Origin of the sequence: Mesorhizobium sp. 131-3-5, from assembly GCF_016756575.1 — a bacterium.
Classification (GTDB): Bacteria; Pseudomonadota; Alphaproteobacteria; order Rhizobiales; family Rhizobiaceae; genus Mesorhizobium; species Mesorhizobium jarvisii.
In genome coordinates this window covers 5,815,474-5,829,177 of sequence record NZ_AP023254.1, presented here as the reverse complement: position 1 = coordinate 5,829,177, position 13,704 = coordinate 5,815,474, and the positions used below count along the sequence as shown (strand labels likewise).

Annotated in this window: 14 protein-coding genes; 3 read left to right on the top strand and 11 right to left on the bottom strand. The window is 62.9% G+C overall.

The features are described 5' to 3' along the window. The first annotated feature begins 102 nt into the window (after positions 1 to 102). Positions 103 to 1,161, top strand: a complete 1,059-nt coding sequence (locus tag JG747_RS28595; RefSeq protein ID WP_244748249.1) for an acyltransferase family protein — start codon at positions 103 to 105, stop codon at positions 1,159 to 1,161. A 372-nt stretch (positions 1,162 to 1,533) separates the two neighbouring features. Here JG747_RS28595 and JG747_RS28585 read toward each other — a convergent pair whose 3' ends face one another. The 8 genes from JG747_RS28585 to JG747_RS28550 all read right to left on the bottom strand — a co-directional run bounded on the left by JG747_RS28585 (position 1,534) and on the right by JG747_RS28550 (position 8,820). Further along, positions 1,534 to 1,989 carry a MaoC/PaaZ C-terminal domain-containing protein gene (locus tag JG747_RS28585; RefSeq protein ID WP_027046569.1) on the bottom strand — a complete coding sequence of 152 codons (456 nt, stop codon included), beginning with the start codon at positions 1,987 to 1,989 and terminating at the stop codon, positions 1,534 to 1,536. After that, the gene (locus JG747_RS28580) at positions 1,986 to 3,062 is read right to left on the bottom strand and encodes a Gfo/Idh/MocA family protein (protein WP_064983361.1); all 1,077 of its coding nucleotides are present in this window, start codon (positions 3,060 to 3,062) and stop codon (positions 1,986 to 1,988) included. Before JG747_RS28580 ends, JG747_RS28585 begins: the two co-directional genes overlap by 4 nt. Then, entirely contained in the window at positions 3,055 to 3,384 is a 330-nt protein-coding gene (locus JG747_RS28575; protein WP_019856705.1) for an L-rhamnose mutarotase, read from the bottom strand. The genes JG747_RS28580 and JG747_RS28575 overlap by 8 nt, the downstream gene beginning before the upstream one ends. Positions 3,385 to 3,393: 9 nt before the next feature. Next, positions 3,394 to 4,506: a mandelate racemase/muconate lactonizing enzyme family protein gene (locus JG747_RS28570; RefSeq protein ID WP_202360513.1), complete on the bottom strand. Its 1,113-nt coding sequence runs from the start codon at positions 4,504 to 4,506 to the stop codon at positions 3,394 to 3,396. Positions 4,507 to 4,509: 3 nt separating this feature from the next. Next, a complete protein-coding gene (locus JG747_RS28565) occupies positions 4,510 to 5,607 on the bottom strand; it encodes an ABC transporter ATP-binding protein (protein WP_202360512.1) in 1,098 nt (365 codons plus the stop codon). A 4-nt stretch (positions 5,608 to 5,611) separates the two neighbouring features. Next, positions 5,612 to 6,478: a carbohydrate ABC transporter permease gene (locus tag JG747_RS28560; RefSeq protein WP_019856708.1), complete on the bottom strand. Its 867-nt coding sequence runs from the start codon at positions 6,476 to 6,478 to the stop codon at positions 5,612 to 5,614. Beyond that, on the bottom strand, positions 6,478 to 7,374 hold the full coding sequence (locus JG747_RS28555; RefSeq protein WP_027046570.1) for a carbohydrate ABC transporter permease: 897 nt from the start codon (positions 7,372 to 7,374) through the stop codon (positions 6,478 to 6,480). Before JG747_RS28555 ends, JG747_RS28560 begins: the two co-directional genes overlap by 1 nt. A gap of 126 nt (positions 7,375 to 7,500) precedes the next feature. Beyond that, positions 7,501 to 8,820, bottom strand: coding sequence for an ABC transporter substrate-binding protein (locus JG747_RS28550; protein WP_202360511.1), 1,320 nt, complete (start codon positions 8,818 to 8,820; stop codon positions 7,501 to 7,503). Between the two features lie 169 nt (positions 8,821 to 8,989). Here JG747_RS28550 and JG747_RS28545 point away from each other — a divergent pair, with 169 nt between their 5' ends. Together JG747_RS28545 and JG747_RS28540 are read left to right on the top strand one after the other, a co-directional pair. Then, the gene (locus tag JG747_RS28545; protein ID WP_019856711.1) at positions 8,990 to 9,775 is read left to right on the top strand and encodes an IclR family transcriptional regulator; all 786 of its coding nucleotides are present in this window, start codon (positions 8,990 to 8,992) and stop codon (positions 9,773 to 9,775) included. A gap of 65 nt (positions 9,776 to 9,840) precedes the next feature. Further along, the gene (locus tag JG747_RS28540; protein ID WP_038645104.1) at positions 9,841 to 10,680 is read left to right on the top strand and encodes an amidohydrolase family protein; all 840 of its coding nucleotides are present in this window, start codon (positions 9,841 to 9,843) and stop codon (positions 10,678 to 10,680) included. 63 nt (positions 10,681 to 10,743) lie between these two features. On the opposite strand, the gene JG747_RS28535 is transcribed toward JG747_RS28540, so the two are convergent. From JG747_RS28535 to JG747_RS28525, 3 genes are read right to left on the bottom strand one after another with little or no spacing between them, the layout of a single operon-like run. Continuing rightward, positions 10,744 to 11,889, bottom strand: coding sequence for an extracellular solute-binding protein (locus JG747_RS28535; protein ID WP_032920986.1), 1,146 nt, complete (start codon positions 11,887 to 11,889; stop codon positions 10,744 to 10,746). A gap of 14 nt (positions 11,890 to 11,903) precedes the next feature. After that, positions 11,904 to 13,064 (bottom strand): CaiB/BaiF CoA transferase family protein, encoded by a 1,161-nt coding sequence (locus JG747_RS28530; RefSeq protein ID WP_027046572.1) that lies wholly within the window; start codon positions 13,062 to 13,064, stop codon positions 11,904 to 11,906. A 2-nt stretch (positions 13,065 to 13,066) separates the two neighbouring features. Beyond that, positions 13,067 to 13,618 carry a MaoC family dehydratase gene (locus JG747_RS28525; protein ID WP_019856714.1) on the bottom strand — a complete coding sequence of 184 codons (552 nt, stop codon included), beginning with the start codon at positions 13,616 to 13,618 and terminating at the stop codon, positions 13,067 to 13,069. Positions 13,619 to 13,704 lie beyond the last annotated feature (86 nt).

Sequence of the window (13,704 nt, the reverse complement as noted above, 5' to 3'; positions counted from 1 at the left end):
GGCGATGATCGTTGAACGCCCGGGCGCCTGGTCTGAAACATGAGATCTTCGACTGGAGAACACTATCCGGCGCTGGACCATGTTCGTGGCCTAGCGGCTTTCTTGGTCTTCACCTGGCATTTCCTCCACCAGTCTCCAGAGGGGCCGGTGCCCTATGGTTTTGTACCTGCCGTGCCCATTTTCAGCCTGCTGGATGAGGGGGTCACCGGCGTTTCATTGTTCATGACGCTCTCCGGCTACCTGTTCGCCAAGCTTCTTGATGGGAAACAGGTCAGCTATCTGCCCTTCTTCGCCAACCGGGCGCTGAGGCTGCTTCCGCTCCTGCTGGCCGTGATAGCCATCGAGGCTTGCCGCGTATCTATGGCGGGCCAGTCCCTGGGCGGCTATTTCACCGACGTCGGGAAGGGGGTGATCTTTCCAACCCTCCCGAACGGCGGCTGGTCGATAACAGTGGAAGCCCACTTCTACATCCTGCTGCCGTTCCTGCTGATGGCGTCCCGACGCTTCCTGTTCGCCCCATTGCTGTTCATCGCGGCGGCCATTTTTCTGAGGTGGGCACTTTACGTGCACCTCGGCGAGGTACAGTCGGCGGCGGCCTGGACCATCATTGGCCATGCCGATCAGTTCCTCGCCGGCATCCTTGCGTTCCATCTCCGCGCCCATGCGAAGGACCGGCACTGGCTCGCGCTAGCCGTTCTGCTGGCCTTTTCGGGGTTCTTCTGGTGGTTCGATGCCGCGGGAGGGTTTTACCAGCTTGAGCGGTATCCCTCGCCGCATTGGATATGGATCATCCTGCCGACGGTGGAGGCGGCGGCCTATTCGTTTGGGATCGCCTATTACGACACCAGCTTTCCAAGGCAGCGAACAGGCTTGCCGTTCAAGATCCTGGAGAAGGCTGGGGCCTACAGCTATTCGATCTATCTCCTGCACCTGTTCTTCGTCATGCAGTTGGCGGCGTTCATCAACGCGAACATCATGGGCATAAGCAATTTCTACATTGCCTGCCTCTGGTCCTTGCTGTGCTTTCTGGCGACGATCCCGATCGGCTATCTCAGCTACACCTGCATCGAAGCGCCATTTCTGCGCCTGCGCATACGGTATGCGGAGCCGGCTGTTGCCGATCCGGTCCTGTTCAAGGATCGGCCGGCCACGGCAGCATAGGCGAGCTGCCTGCGCCGGGCAGCGCCCTGCACGAATATTCGACAGAGACCATCGGCTCGGCGCATCTCGCTATCAGCGCTGTCCAGTCTTCAGCGGCGTGTGCCGTACCGTACACGAGGATACTCATATCCAGTTCGCTGGTTTTCCACTACTCTGGAGTCCGCGTGTCAGGGAGCATCGATTGCGTGGGAGGCCGCAGACAGTGGCGGAGCAGGTCGCCAACGTCCTGCGCGAAGCCATTGCCAGCGGAACGCTGAAGGCCGGCACCGCGTTACGCGGCGGCCTGTCGCGAAAATCCTAGTCGGGATGGTCCTGCTGCTCGGGGCTCAAGCGCATCACCGCGCGACCGGTTCGTAAGAACCACGCTGTTCTTCAGCTCTGCGCCGGCTTGCGTTCGACGATGTAGATATGATCGGCCGCCAGCACGACCTCGCCGCGCTGGTTGATCACCTCGCAGCGTTCGATCACGCGTCCCGAGCCCGGCCGCTTGGGATCGTCTTCCTTGGCCGTAATGGTGGTGCGCGTGCGGATCGTGTCGCCGATGAACACCGGCTTGATGAAGCGCAGCCGGTCATAGCCATAGGAGAAGGCGACGGGGTTGACGATGCTTGCCGTCAGCCCGATGCCGACCGAGAACACCAGCGTACCATGCGCGATGCGCTGGCCGAACGGCGTCGTCTTCATGTACTCGGCGTCCATGTGGTGCGGGAAGAAATCGCCGGTGTGGCCGGCATGGACGATGAAGTCGGTCTCGGTGATGGTGCGGCCGCTGGTCAGCCGCGAAGAGCCGATTTCATAATCTTCGAAATATTGGATCTGTTCCATCAGGGTCTTTCCGCGATCGGCGTCGCCGGCGCCGCGCTCGATCTATAGGCGGCTTCCACCAGCGCCATGGTGCTCCAGGCGTCCTCGACCGAGCTGACCAGTTCGTCGTCTTCTCCTGATGCGAAGCGCTGGACATTGGCCATGCGCCCGACGAAGGCGTCGGGGAACCACTCGCCGGCAAGCGGTACCGCGATCCAGTCCGTTGCGCCCTTCGGATGGATTTCCAGAATGTCCGGTTCGCCCCGGGGATAGTCGAGGTTCAGGCCGAGCTTGAGATAGGCCGCCCCCTCGGTGCCGCAGATGCGGAATTCGCAGGCCTGGTGGCGGCGGCCGAACTTGTGGTCGTGGTTGATCGATAGCGCGCAGCGCATGGTGTCGCCATAGTCGAGAATGGCGCTGGTGCGCGTCTGCGCCACCTTGTGGTTGGGATGGCCGAGCGTCTTGGCGTGGACGCCTTTGGGATCGCCGAGCAATTGCCGGATGAGATCGAGATAGTGGATCGAGTGCATGGCGATCTCGACGCGCGGCGCCTTGAGCAGGAACTCCCACAACTCCCACGGTGTCGCCAGCGCCAGCCAGGCATCGAAGTCGACGACTTCGCCGAGCCAGCCCCTGGCGATAGCGTCCTTGAGCGCCAGCATCATCGGCGCGAAGCGCAGCTGAAAGTTCACGGCCGCCTTGAGGTTCTTGGCACGGCAGATTTCGAGGATTTCGGTTGCCTCGCCGAGATAGTTGCCCATCGGCTTCTGGATCAATGCGACCGCAGCGTCGGGCAGGGCTTTCAGGATCTCGGCGTGCCGTCCCGGCGGGGTCGCCAAATCGAAGATCGCATCCGGGACGGATGCGGCTTCGTCGACCGAACGGAACGCCGTCATGCCCCATTTGTCGGCCAGGGTTTTCGCCTTGGCCTGGTCGGGATCATAGAGGCCGGCAATCGGAAAGCCGGCTTTGCGATAGGCGGGAAAATGCGCGTCCCCGACGATCGATCCGGCACCGAAAGTGACGATCGGGCGAGGCTTCGAGGGTGTTGGCCAGGACTGGACGAGTAAGGCAGGGTCGAAACCGCCCTCAGTCATAGTGGAAGACCTCGTCCGTGCTGGCCCACCATTCGCCCTCCTTGCGGGTCGTGAGCGGCTCCTGGCATGGTATGCAGACCGACCACCATTCCTGCGTCTTCGGGTCGGCGGCCATCTTGGCCATGTCGGCCGCATAATCGGTGCCGTGATATTCGAAATAGGAGAACAGCAGATTCTCCGGCCGCTTCAGATAGATCGAATAATTCTTGATGTTGCAGGCCGAGATCATGGTCAGCACGTCGGGCCAGACGGCGGCATGCAGGCGGACATACTCCTCGACCTTTTCGGGCTTCAACCCCAGCACCATGCCCATTCGCTGCATATCCGACTCCTACTTCGTGATCGCCGTAGTGAATTCGGCGATGCTCATGGCCTTGACCGCGTCCCAATCCCAGTCGATGCCGATGCCGGGTTCGTCGGGCGCCAGCGCATGCCCATCCTCGATGCGCATATGCTTGCCGGTCAACTGGTCGAGTTGCGGAATGTACTCGACATACCTGCCGTTCTGAACCGCGCAGGTCAAGCTGACATGCAGCTCCATTAGGAAATGCGGGCAGACCGGAATGTCGAAGGCCTCCGCCGCATGGGCGATCTTGAGCCATGGCGTGATGCCGCCGATGCGGCCGACATCGACCTGCACGATCGAGCAGGCGCCTTTCTGCATGTATTCGCGAAAATGGCGGATCGAATAGAGCGATTCGCCAATGGCAATTGGCGTCGGCGTCGAGTTGGACAACCTGATATGGCCGTCAATGTCGTCGGCCGGCAGCGGCTCCTCGATCCAGGCGAGGTCGAGTTCGCGCAGCCGCGCCGCGCGCCGGATCGCCTCGTCGACCGAAAACCCCTGATTGGCGTCGGTCATGATCTCGTAGCCGTCGCCCACAGCCTTGCGCACCGCCGACAGGCGGGCGAGATCCTCCGACCCGTGCGGCCTGCCGATCTTCACTTTCGAGCCGCGAAATCCCTTGGCCTTGGCGGCCAGCGCGTCGTCGACAAGTGCTGCCGTCTCGATGTGTAGCCAGCCGCCCTCGGTGGTGTAGAGCGGGCAGCGATCCTTGGCGCCGCCGGCGAGTTTCCACAGCGGCAGGTTCTGCTTCTTCGCCCTGAGATCCCAGAGCGCCGTATCGATCGCCGCGATGGCGATGGCGGTGATGGCGCCGATGGTGGTCGCATGGGTGGCGAATTCGAGATCGTGCCAGATCGCCTCGATCATGTCGGGGTCGCGGCCGATCAGGCGTGGCGCCAGATGGTCGGACAAGAGCCGCATCACCGAGGAACCGCCGGTGCCGATCGTGTAGCTGTAGCCGGTGCCGACCGCGCCGTCGGAATCGGTGATGGTGACGATCGGCGTTTCCTGGCTGACGAAACTCTGGATGGCGTCCGTGCGCTTGACCTTGGGCACAAGGTCCACCATCCGCAGTTCGATTTTCTCGATTCTAGCCATCGGTCAGCTCCGCAATGTCTTTCCGGCCTCGGCGGTGAACAGATGCGCCTGCGACAGGTCGAGGCTCATCGCCACCCGCTCGCCGGAGCGCAACGGGCGCGGGTTCAGCATGCGCGAAACCCAGTCGGTGCCGTTGAACTCGACGAACACCAGCGTCTCGTTGCCGAGCGGTTCGGTGACGGTGATCGGCAGGTCGATCTGATGGACGTCGGCCGCACCGCCGGAGCTGATGCCATGGCCGGTCGGATAGATGTCGTCTGGCCGCAGGCCGAACACGACCTTGTCGCCGGTCGCGAGATTGGCCTTGAATTGGGCGGGTAGCGGCAGCTTTTCGCCACTGGCGAAAACCAGTTGGCCGTCATCGACCGTCGCCTCGTGCAAATTCATCGGCGGCGAACCGATGAAGCCGGCGACGAAGCGTGTCGCCGGGCGGCGGAAGACCTCGTCTGGCGTGCCGACCTGTTCGATATGGCCGTCGCGCATGATGACGATGCGGTCGGCCAGCGTCATTGCCTCGACCTGGTCGTGGGTGACGTAGATCACTGTCGACTGCACCTTGGCATGCAGCTTCTTGATCTCGGTGCGCATCTGCGTCCTGAGCTTGGCGTCGAGGTTGGAAAGCGGCTCGTCGAACAGGAAGACGTCAGGGTCGCGCACGATAGCGCGGCCCATGGCGACACGCTGGCGCTGGCCGCCCGACAGTTGCGACGGGCGGCGGTCGAGCAGCGTGTCGAGGCCCAGGATGGCCGAGGCCTCGGCGACGCGGCGCTCCATGTCCTCCTTGGCCGCACCGGCGATCTTCAAGGAGAAGCCAAGGTTTTCGCGCACGGTCATATGCGGATAGAGCGCATAGGACTGGAACACCATCGAGATGTTGCGCGAGCGCGGCGGCAGATCGTTGACGATCCGCCCGCCGATCTCGATCGAGCCGGCGCTGATCTCTTCCAGTCCGGCGATCATGCGCAAAGTCGTCGACTTGCCGCAGCCTGACGGGCCGACCAGCGCGATGAATTCGCGGTCGGCAATATCGAGATCGATGCCATGCACGATCCCGATATTGCCGTAGCGCTTGGTCAGTTTTTTCAGGGAAACTGTTGCCATGGGATCAGCCTTTCACCGCGCCGGAGGTCAGGCCGCCGACAAGGTGTTTCTGGACGATATAGGTGAGGGTGAGTGCGGGAATGATCATCACCACGGCCAGCGCGCACATGCCGCGCCAGTCGATGGTGAATTCGGCCGTGTAGTCGAGCAGGCCGACCGGCAGCGTCTTGGCGCTCACCGAGCGGGTCAGTTGCGAGGCCAGCGCGAACTCGTTCCAGCAGGTCAGGAAGGCAAAGATGGCGGCAGACGCAATGCCCGGCCCGGCGAGCGGGAACTCCACCTGCCAGAATGCCTGCCAGCGCGTGCAGCCATCGATTTGTGCTGCCTCCGCGAGGTCTTTCGGCACCTGGCGGAAGAAGCCGTCGATCAGCCAGATGGTGAACGGCACGTTGAGCGCGACATAGGCGAGGATCAGCCCGAAATGCGTGTCGATGATGCCGAGCCGCACATAGAGGAAGAACAGCGGCAGCGACAGTGCGATGCCGGGCACCGTGCGCGTCAGCATCAGGCCAAGGAAGACGCTGGATTTGCCGCGGAAGCGGTAGCGCGCGAAGGCATAGCCGCCGGCCATGCCGATGGCCACCGCAATGATCGTCGAGGTCACCGAGATGATCAGCGAGTTGCGGAAATATTCGATGACCGGGATGCCGCCTTTGCCGATGCCCGAGAACATTGCGATGTAAGCGTCGAACGAGATCTCCTGCGGGATCCACACCGGCGGCTTGGCCATGATCTCGACGGTTGGCCGCAGCGACGATAGCACGATCCAGAGGCCGGGCAGGCAGATGGTCAGCATCGCCAGGAACAGGCCGATGCGATGGACGACACCTAGCAGCCGTCGCTTCAGGCGGGCGGAAGAATTCTCGTCCATCACCACTCCGCGCCGATCTGCGTGCGCGCCGCGGCGAGCTTGTTGAAGAAATAGACGGTGAAGGCAATCGACAGCAGGATCGAGAAATAGGCCATGGCGTTGGCCATCCCCATGCGGCCGTCGCTGTAGGCGGTGCGTGCCACCAGCGTCCACAACAGTTCGGTGCGGCCCGCCGGTCCGCCATCGGTCATGATCTTGACGATGTCATAGGCGCGCGCGACGTCGAGCGAACGGATGGTCATGGCGATATAGGCGAAAGGCATGACGAACGGCCACGTCACATAGCGGAAGGTCTGCCAGGGCGTGCAGCCATCGACCCGCGCGGCCTCGATCGGCTCCTTGGGCATGGCGAGCAGGCCGGCGAGGATCAGGATGGCGAAGATCGCGGTCGACGACCAGATCTCGGCGATCGAGATGGCGATGAAGGCGAGATGGCCCTCGATCAGCCACGGAATGGCGTCCTGCGTGATGCCGAGCGACTGCAGGGCGTTGTTCACCAGGCCGATATTGTCGTTGAACATGAACTTGAACTGGAAGCCGACGAGGATCGGCGAGAACATCATCGGAAACATCATCAGCGTGCGCAGGATGCGCTGGCCGCGCGTCGCCTTCTCGACCAGCATGGCGAGGCCGAGGCCGAGCAGCATTTCGAGATTGAGCGCGATCGTCAGCAGCAGCACCGTGCGCCCGAACGCCCACCAGAAATCGGTGTTGGCCAGGATCGAGAGATAGTTCCGGAAGCCGACGAAGACGAAGAATGTTTCGGGCTTGGTCAGGCGGAACGGTGTGAAGCTGGAATAGAGCGACAGAAGCAGCGGCACGACGACGACCGCCGCCAGCACGATGAAGGCTGGAAGCAGCAGCAGGAATGGCGCCGATGGCTTGAAGCCCTTCATCAGAATCCTGTTGGGTTTTGCATTTGCGTGGGCGAGGCGCCGAAAGGCGGTGTGTATCGCGGGGCCTCCGGCGAGACGCGATCGCCTCCCCCATTCATTTGGGGGAGGCGGCCTTGGGAGACGGTTCTAGAGCTTGCCGGCATCCTGCAGGATTTGCGTCGCCTTGGCGGCGGCTTCGTCCAATGCCTGCTTGGGGGTCTTGTCGCCCAGGATGGCCGCCTGAAGTTCGGGATAGACGGCGTTCGAAATCTCGATCCACTCAGGCGTCTGCGGCACGGCGAAGGCGTGCTTGGCTTCTTCCTGGAAGGCAGAGAGAACCTCCTTCTTGTAAGGATCGTTTGCGGCCTGCTTCAGGTCCCAATCCCACACGGCCGTGCGTGTCGGCAGCGGGCCTGCGGCGGCTTCCAGTTTCTGGCTGTCCTCATTGGTCAGCCACCAAACGAGCGAAGCGGCGGCGGCCTTGTTCGGGCAGTTCTCGGTCACCGAGAAACCGTGGAAGCCGGACCAGCCGGTACGCTTGCCGGAAGAACCCTTCGGCGCGACCTTCACGCCGACATTGCCCGCCACCTTGGACGATTTCGGGTCGTTGAAGAAGCCGGCCCAGCCCGGCCAGTCCAGATTGATGGCGACGGTGCCCGAGGCAAAGCCCTGGCCGAGATCGTCCCAGAGATAGTTGGTCGTTCCGGCCGGCACGGCCTTGGCCTTGTACAGATTGACGAACCAGTCGAGCGCCCGGATGCCGGCCTCCGAGTTGAAGACCGGCTTGCCGTCCTTGTCGAGATACTCGCCGCCCTCGGCGACCACCATCTCGTAGAAGCGGCCATTGATCGCCTCTTCCTTGCCGGCGAACTGCGTGCCGTAGAAATTGGGCGGGTTGGCGAAGAACTCGGCCTGGTCGGTGACTTCCTTCCAGCTGTCCGGCGGCACCAGGTCATAGCCGTATTTGGCCTTGAACTTGGTCTTGTTGTCTGCGTTCTCGTAGAGGCTCTTCTGGTAGTAGAGCGCCGAGACGTCGAACTGCGCGCGCGGCAGCATCTCCAGCTTGCCGTCGATGGTTGCCGCCTTGATCGTCGACGGCACGAAGGCGTCGATCTCGTCCTTGGGCAGCAATTTACTGAGGTCTGTGTAGAGGCCGGTATATTGCGGCGCGAAGGACGAATGGTTCCAGCCGACGCACCAGTTGGTGCTGCCAGAGGCGATGTCGGACTTCAACTCCTTGTCGATGTCGAAGCCATTCTTCTTGGTCAGGATGTTGACCTTGGCGCCGGTGGCCTTTTCCCATTCGGGAATGCGCTCATAGAGCTTTTCATATTGCTGGCCGCCGATCAGTTTCACGTCGACGGTGACGCCTTCGAACTTGCCGGGCAGGTCGCCGGCAAGGGCCGTGCCTGCACCAAATGCAAGCACCAATGCGCCGGCGGAGACGCCGGAAAGCAGTCTGTTCATTGGTTTCCTCCCTGGGTGCGCCTTAGCGGCGACCGCAACTTGTCCGCGTGACAAGAAATGCTACATTCATATACAAACAAAACATTCATACGTACGTCAAGGCGAAATTTGTTTCCGCCGGGCGCATTCCTGCGTATATGAAGAATCGATTTCACTGGAGAAATGCCTCATGGATGACAGCGAAGACGAGCGCTACCGCGCGCCGGCGCTCGACAAGGGGCTCGACATTCTTGAGCTGCTGGCCGGCGTGGACGGCGGCCTTACCCAGGCCGAAATCGCCAAGAAACTTGACCGCAGCCCCAACGAATTCTACCGCATGCTCGACCGGCTGGTGCGGCGCGGCTATGTCACAAGGCTGGACGGCGACCGCTATTCACTGACGCTGAAACTGTTCGGCCTGGCGCAGCTGCACGCTCCGGTGCGGCGGCTGGTGTCCTACGCCACGCCACTGATGCGCGAACTGGCCGAGACCTCGCAGCAGGCCAACCAACTCGTTGTTTTTGATCGCGGTTCCGCCGTCGTCATCGCCCAGCAAGAGGCGCCGAACTACTGGGGCATCTCGATCCGCGTCGGCTCCCACATCAGCCTGTTCGACACCGGTTCGGGCCATGTGCTGCTTGCCTTCCGCTCGCAGGAAGAGCGGCAGATGATGATCTCCGAACACGTCCGCAGCACCGACAAGACGGCGCAATCGGCCGAGTTCTTCACCCGGCTCGACCAGATCCGTGACCGTGGCTACGAGATGATGGCCTCGATGCAGACCGCCGGCGTCTTCAACCTCTCGGCTCCAGTACGCAGTTCCGACGGCAAGGCCATCGCCGCCCTGTCGATCCCTTACATCACCGTGGTCAATGCGCCGTCCGCGCCAGATATCACCAGGACAATCGAACTGCTGCTGGCGACGTGCGAGAAGCTGTCGCATCTGGCTGGCTCGGCTGTAGGGTCGGCCGCATAAATTCTTATTTGAATGAAGAATTCCTCCGTGAGATAATTTGACAAAGCCAATTTGGAGGAGCTCCAGTGATCATCGATACCCATCTGCATCTCATCGATCGCTCGGCCTTGCGCTATCCCTGGCTTGCCGGGGTGCCGCCGCTCAACCGCGATTTCTCCTACGAGGAATATGCCACCGAGGCGCTGCGTGTCGGCGTCGAGCGCGTGCTGCACATGGAGGTCGACGTCGATCCCGCTGACATTGAAGCCGAGACCGCACGGGTGGAAGGTCTGTCGCGACAGGCCGGCAGCATGCTGGTCGGGGCGATCGCGTCCTGCCGGCCGGAAGATGCTGACTTCCCGGTCTATCTCGAAAGGCAGCGGGCAAATCCTTTCGTCAGGGGTTTCCGCCGTGTGCTCCATGTCGTGCCCGACGATCTGTCGGAGGGCGCGGTGTTTCGCGACAACATCAAGCGGCTTGGCGGTGCCGGCCTGACCTTCGATCTCGTCGTGCTGCCGCACCAGATTCCGAAAGCAATAGCGCTGGCCGACCTCGCACCCGACGTCCAGTTCGTTCTCGACCATTGCGGCGTTCCCGACATCAAGGGCGGCGCCGAGCATCCCTGGCGCGAGCATATGAGCGAGATCGCGTTGCGTCCGAACGTCATGGCCAAGATCTCCGGCGTCGTCGCCTATGCCGATCCCGGCAGCTGGACGGTCGGGACGCTGCGGCCCTATGTCGAGCACACCATCGCTGCGTTCGGCTGGGACCGTGTCGTCTGGGGCAGCGACTGGCCGGTCTGCACGCTCGGTGGCGGCCTGTCGACCTGGGTCGCGGCGACCCACGCGCTGCTTTCCGGCTGCAGCATCGCGGAGCGCGACAGCCTGCTGTCGGGCAATGCCCGCAAGCTCTGGCGGCTGGAATAGGTTGCATTTGCCTCGGCATCTCGCCGGGGCGTAGCCCGGACGTTCTACGCCGTTCGGTTTCGTTCAGGCTCCTCTACCGGCAGCGCCGGACACCTGCGCGGGGGCACTCTCCCGGAACAGGCTGACGAGATCGGCAACCACCTCGGCGGCCCTGTGTCCGGAAGTCATGCCGGACAGGATGCGGTCGGACGCTGCCTGCTGGAACGCCATGTAGCCGTCATGACGCGGCCGCACCCATGCGCCCTCCAGCGTCGCGCGCGTGTCGCGATAGAAATTGCCGGTCGCGGCATTGACGGTGTGGTCTTCCCAGGCGGCAGCATGGCCTGGTTGGCCACCGGCAGCGGCATAGGCGCCGCGCTGCACGTCGCCGCTGGCGACCCAATAGGCAAAGTCGGTCGCAGCCTCCTTCGCCTTGGAAAAGGCTGACACCGCTATGCCGGTGCCGCCGAGCGCCGAACCGACAGGGCCGTTGGCGCCAACGACCGGGATGTCGGTGAAGGCCAGCCGGCGCGCGCGAAACCCTGATAGCGCATAGGAAGCGTAGCCATAGATCAGCGGCGCGCAGACGATCTGGGAATCGGCCTCCGCCATGCGTTCGGAAACCGCGATCGGATCCATCTCCAAACAGGCCGGTTCGACCAGGCCGGCGATCTCTCGCATCATTTCGAAGACTTGGCTGCCGGCCTCGCTATCGATGAGATCGCGGGACGGATCGGTCGCGCAAGCATGCCCGAGATTGCCGGCAAGCGTGTAGAACACCATCAGCACATGTGGCGGGCGCAGCGGCAAAAGCACGCGTCCTTGCCGGGCGAGGTCGAGCACCTCGCTCCAGCGCGCCGGCGGCGCATCGAGCGCGTCCGGCCGCCATGCCTGGACCTGGCTGGCCGCATCGATCGGAAAGGCCCATTGTCGCCCTTGCCAGGCGTAGCTCGGATAGGACTGGCCGACGCTTCCCGATGCGAGTGCTGCGCGCTCGACCTCGCGGCCGGCGACATCCAGCGGCGCGAGGCAGCGTTCCGCGGTGATCTGGCCGACATGCGGATGGTCGATGACAATCAGATCATAGGCGCGCGCCAGTTCCTCGACCGGGAAGGATTCGAAATCCTGCAGCGAGCGCTTGTCCCAGTCGATGGCGGCGCCGGTCTTCTGCTGCCAGAGCGACGAGCAGGCGACCATCGGATCGTAGCCGCGCGGATGGCTCCAGGTCATGCCCTTGAGCGTGGTCACAGGCCGAACTCCTCGCGGATCGCGGCACTGTGCTCGCCGATGCGCGGTGCGGCGCGATCGACCTTGGCCCTGACACCGTCGACCCTGAGCGGCGAACTGGTGGTGAGGATCGAGACATCGTCGTCGCGCGTCACCGTCTGCAGCATGTCGAGCGACTGGAAACCTTCGCTGGCCAGCATCTCCGGCCAGGTCAGCACCTTGGCGCACCAGATGTCGGCCGGCTCGAGAATGGCGAGCCATTCGTCGATGGTTTTGCTGGCGATCCGCTGCGCGATGATCGCCTTGATGTCGTCGCGCGCGGTGAACCAGGAGGCCGGTCTGTCGCGATAAGGCGCCAACTCATTGAGCGACAGCAGGTCGGCAAGTCTGGGGATCGGCGTCATGGCGATGGCGAGATAGCCGTCCTTGGCCGGATAGACGCCATAGGGCGCCGAGAGATAGGCATGCGCGCTGCGGAAATTGGAGCGGCGCGGCAGCCGGCGGCCGTCATTGAGATGCGTGGTCAGCACCTCGAACTGGAAGTCGACCAACGCTTCCAGGAGGCTGGTTTCGATATGGCTGCCCTGGCCGGTGATGCCGCGCCGCACCAGCGCCGCCAGAATGCCTTGCGCGCAGGCTGCACCCGCCAGCATGTCACCGATCGCAAGGCCGAAGGGCACCGGCCCCTGGTCCTCGTCGCCGTTCAGCCACATCACGCCGGAGCGCGATTGGGCCAGGAGATCCTGGCCGGGCCGCTTGACCCATGGGCCGTCCTCGCCATAGCCGCTGATCGACGCGTAGACGAGCCGCGGGTTGATCTTGCGGACGGCTTCGTAGTCGAGGCCGAGCCGCTCGATGACGCCGGGCCGGAAATTCTGGATAAGCACATCGGCCTTGGCCAGAAGCCCGCGCAGCGCCTCGAGATCCGCCTCGTTTTTCAGGTCGATGTCAAAACTTTCCTTGGCGCGGTTGATGGCGTGGAAGATCGTGGAATCGCCGCCGATCTCGGTGTCGCTGAGATAGAGCCGGCGCGACAGGTCGCCGCCATCCGGACGCTCGATCTTGATGACACGGGCACCGAGATCGAGCAGGCGCAGCGAGCAATAGGGGCCGGACAGGAACTGGCTCATGTCGACGACGGTGAGACCGGCAAGCGGCAATTCGGCGGCTGCCGGCATTTTCATTTCTCCGTCTTGCCGACGAAATCGGCCGGGTTGCGATACTTCACCGTCTGCAGATGCTCGCAATAGAGGACCAGCTCGCCTTCGCCCTTGAACACTTCGTAGCTGGCACGGATCAGCCCCATCTCCTTGTAGCGCGGCGTCTTGTCGAGGTTGGAGCGGATCGAATAGATCGTGTCGCCAATGAAGACGGGCTTTATGAAACGGAGCTTGTCATAGCCATAGGAAAAGGCGTTGACGCAGTTGGTGGCGACCAGCCCCAGCCCCGCCGAAAAGACGAAAGCACCGGCGATCAGCCGCTTGCCGAAAATGCCTTCGCTTTCGGCGAACATCTGGTCCTGCACATAGGGGTGGATGTCGAGCACCAGCGTGTTGAAGAGATGGCTGTCGCCTTCCGCCATCGTGCGCCGCAACGACCGAATTTTCTGGCCGACCGGCCAGTCCTCGTAGAACCAGTTCTCGGCGTTCCACACTGGCAGTGCCGCGTGCGCCTGAGGCATGTTTTTGGGGTAGGTCGATGCGATGCCGACGGTGGGCGCGAAGTCGTTCATGGCTGGCTCCGGCAGTCTCGCAGGAGGCTTAGGTCAGCCATTTGAACACGCCTCAAAGCGCCGGACTGCATGACGTCTCCTCCCGC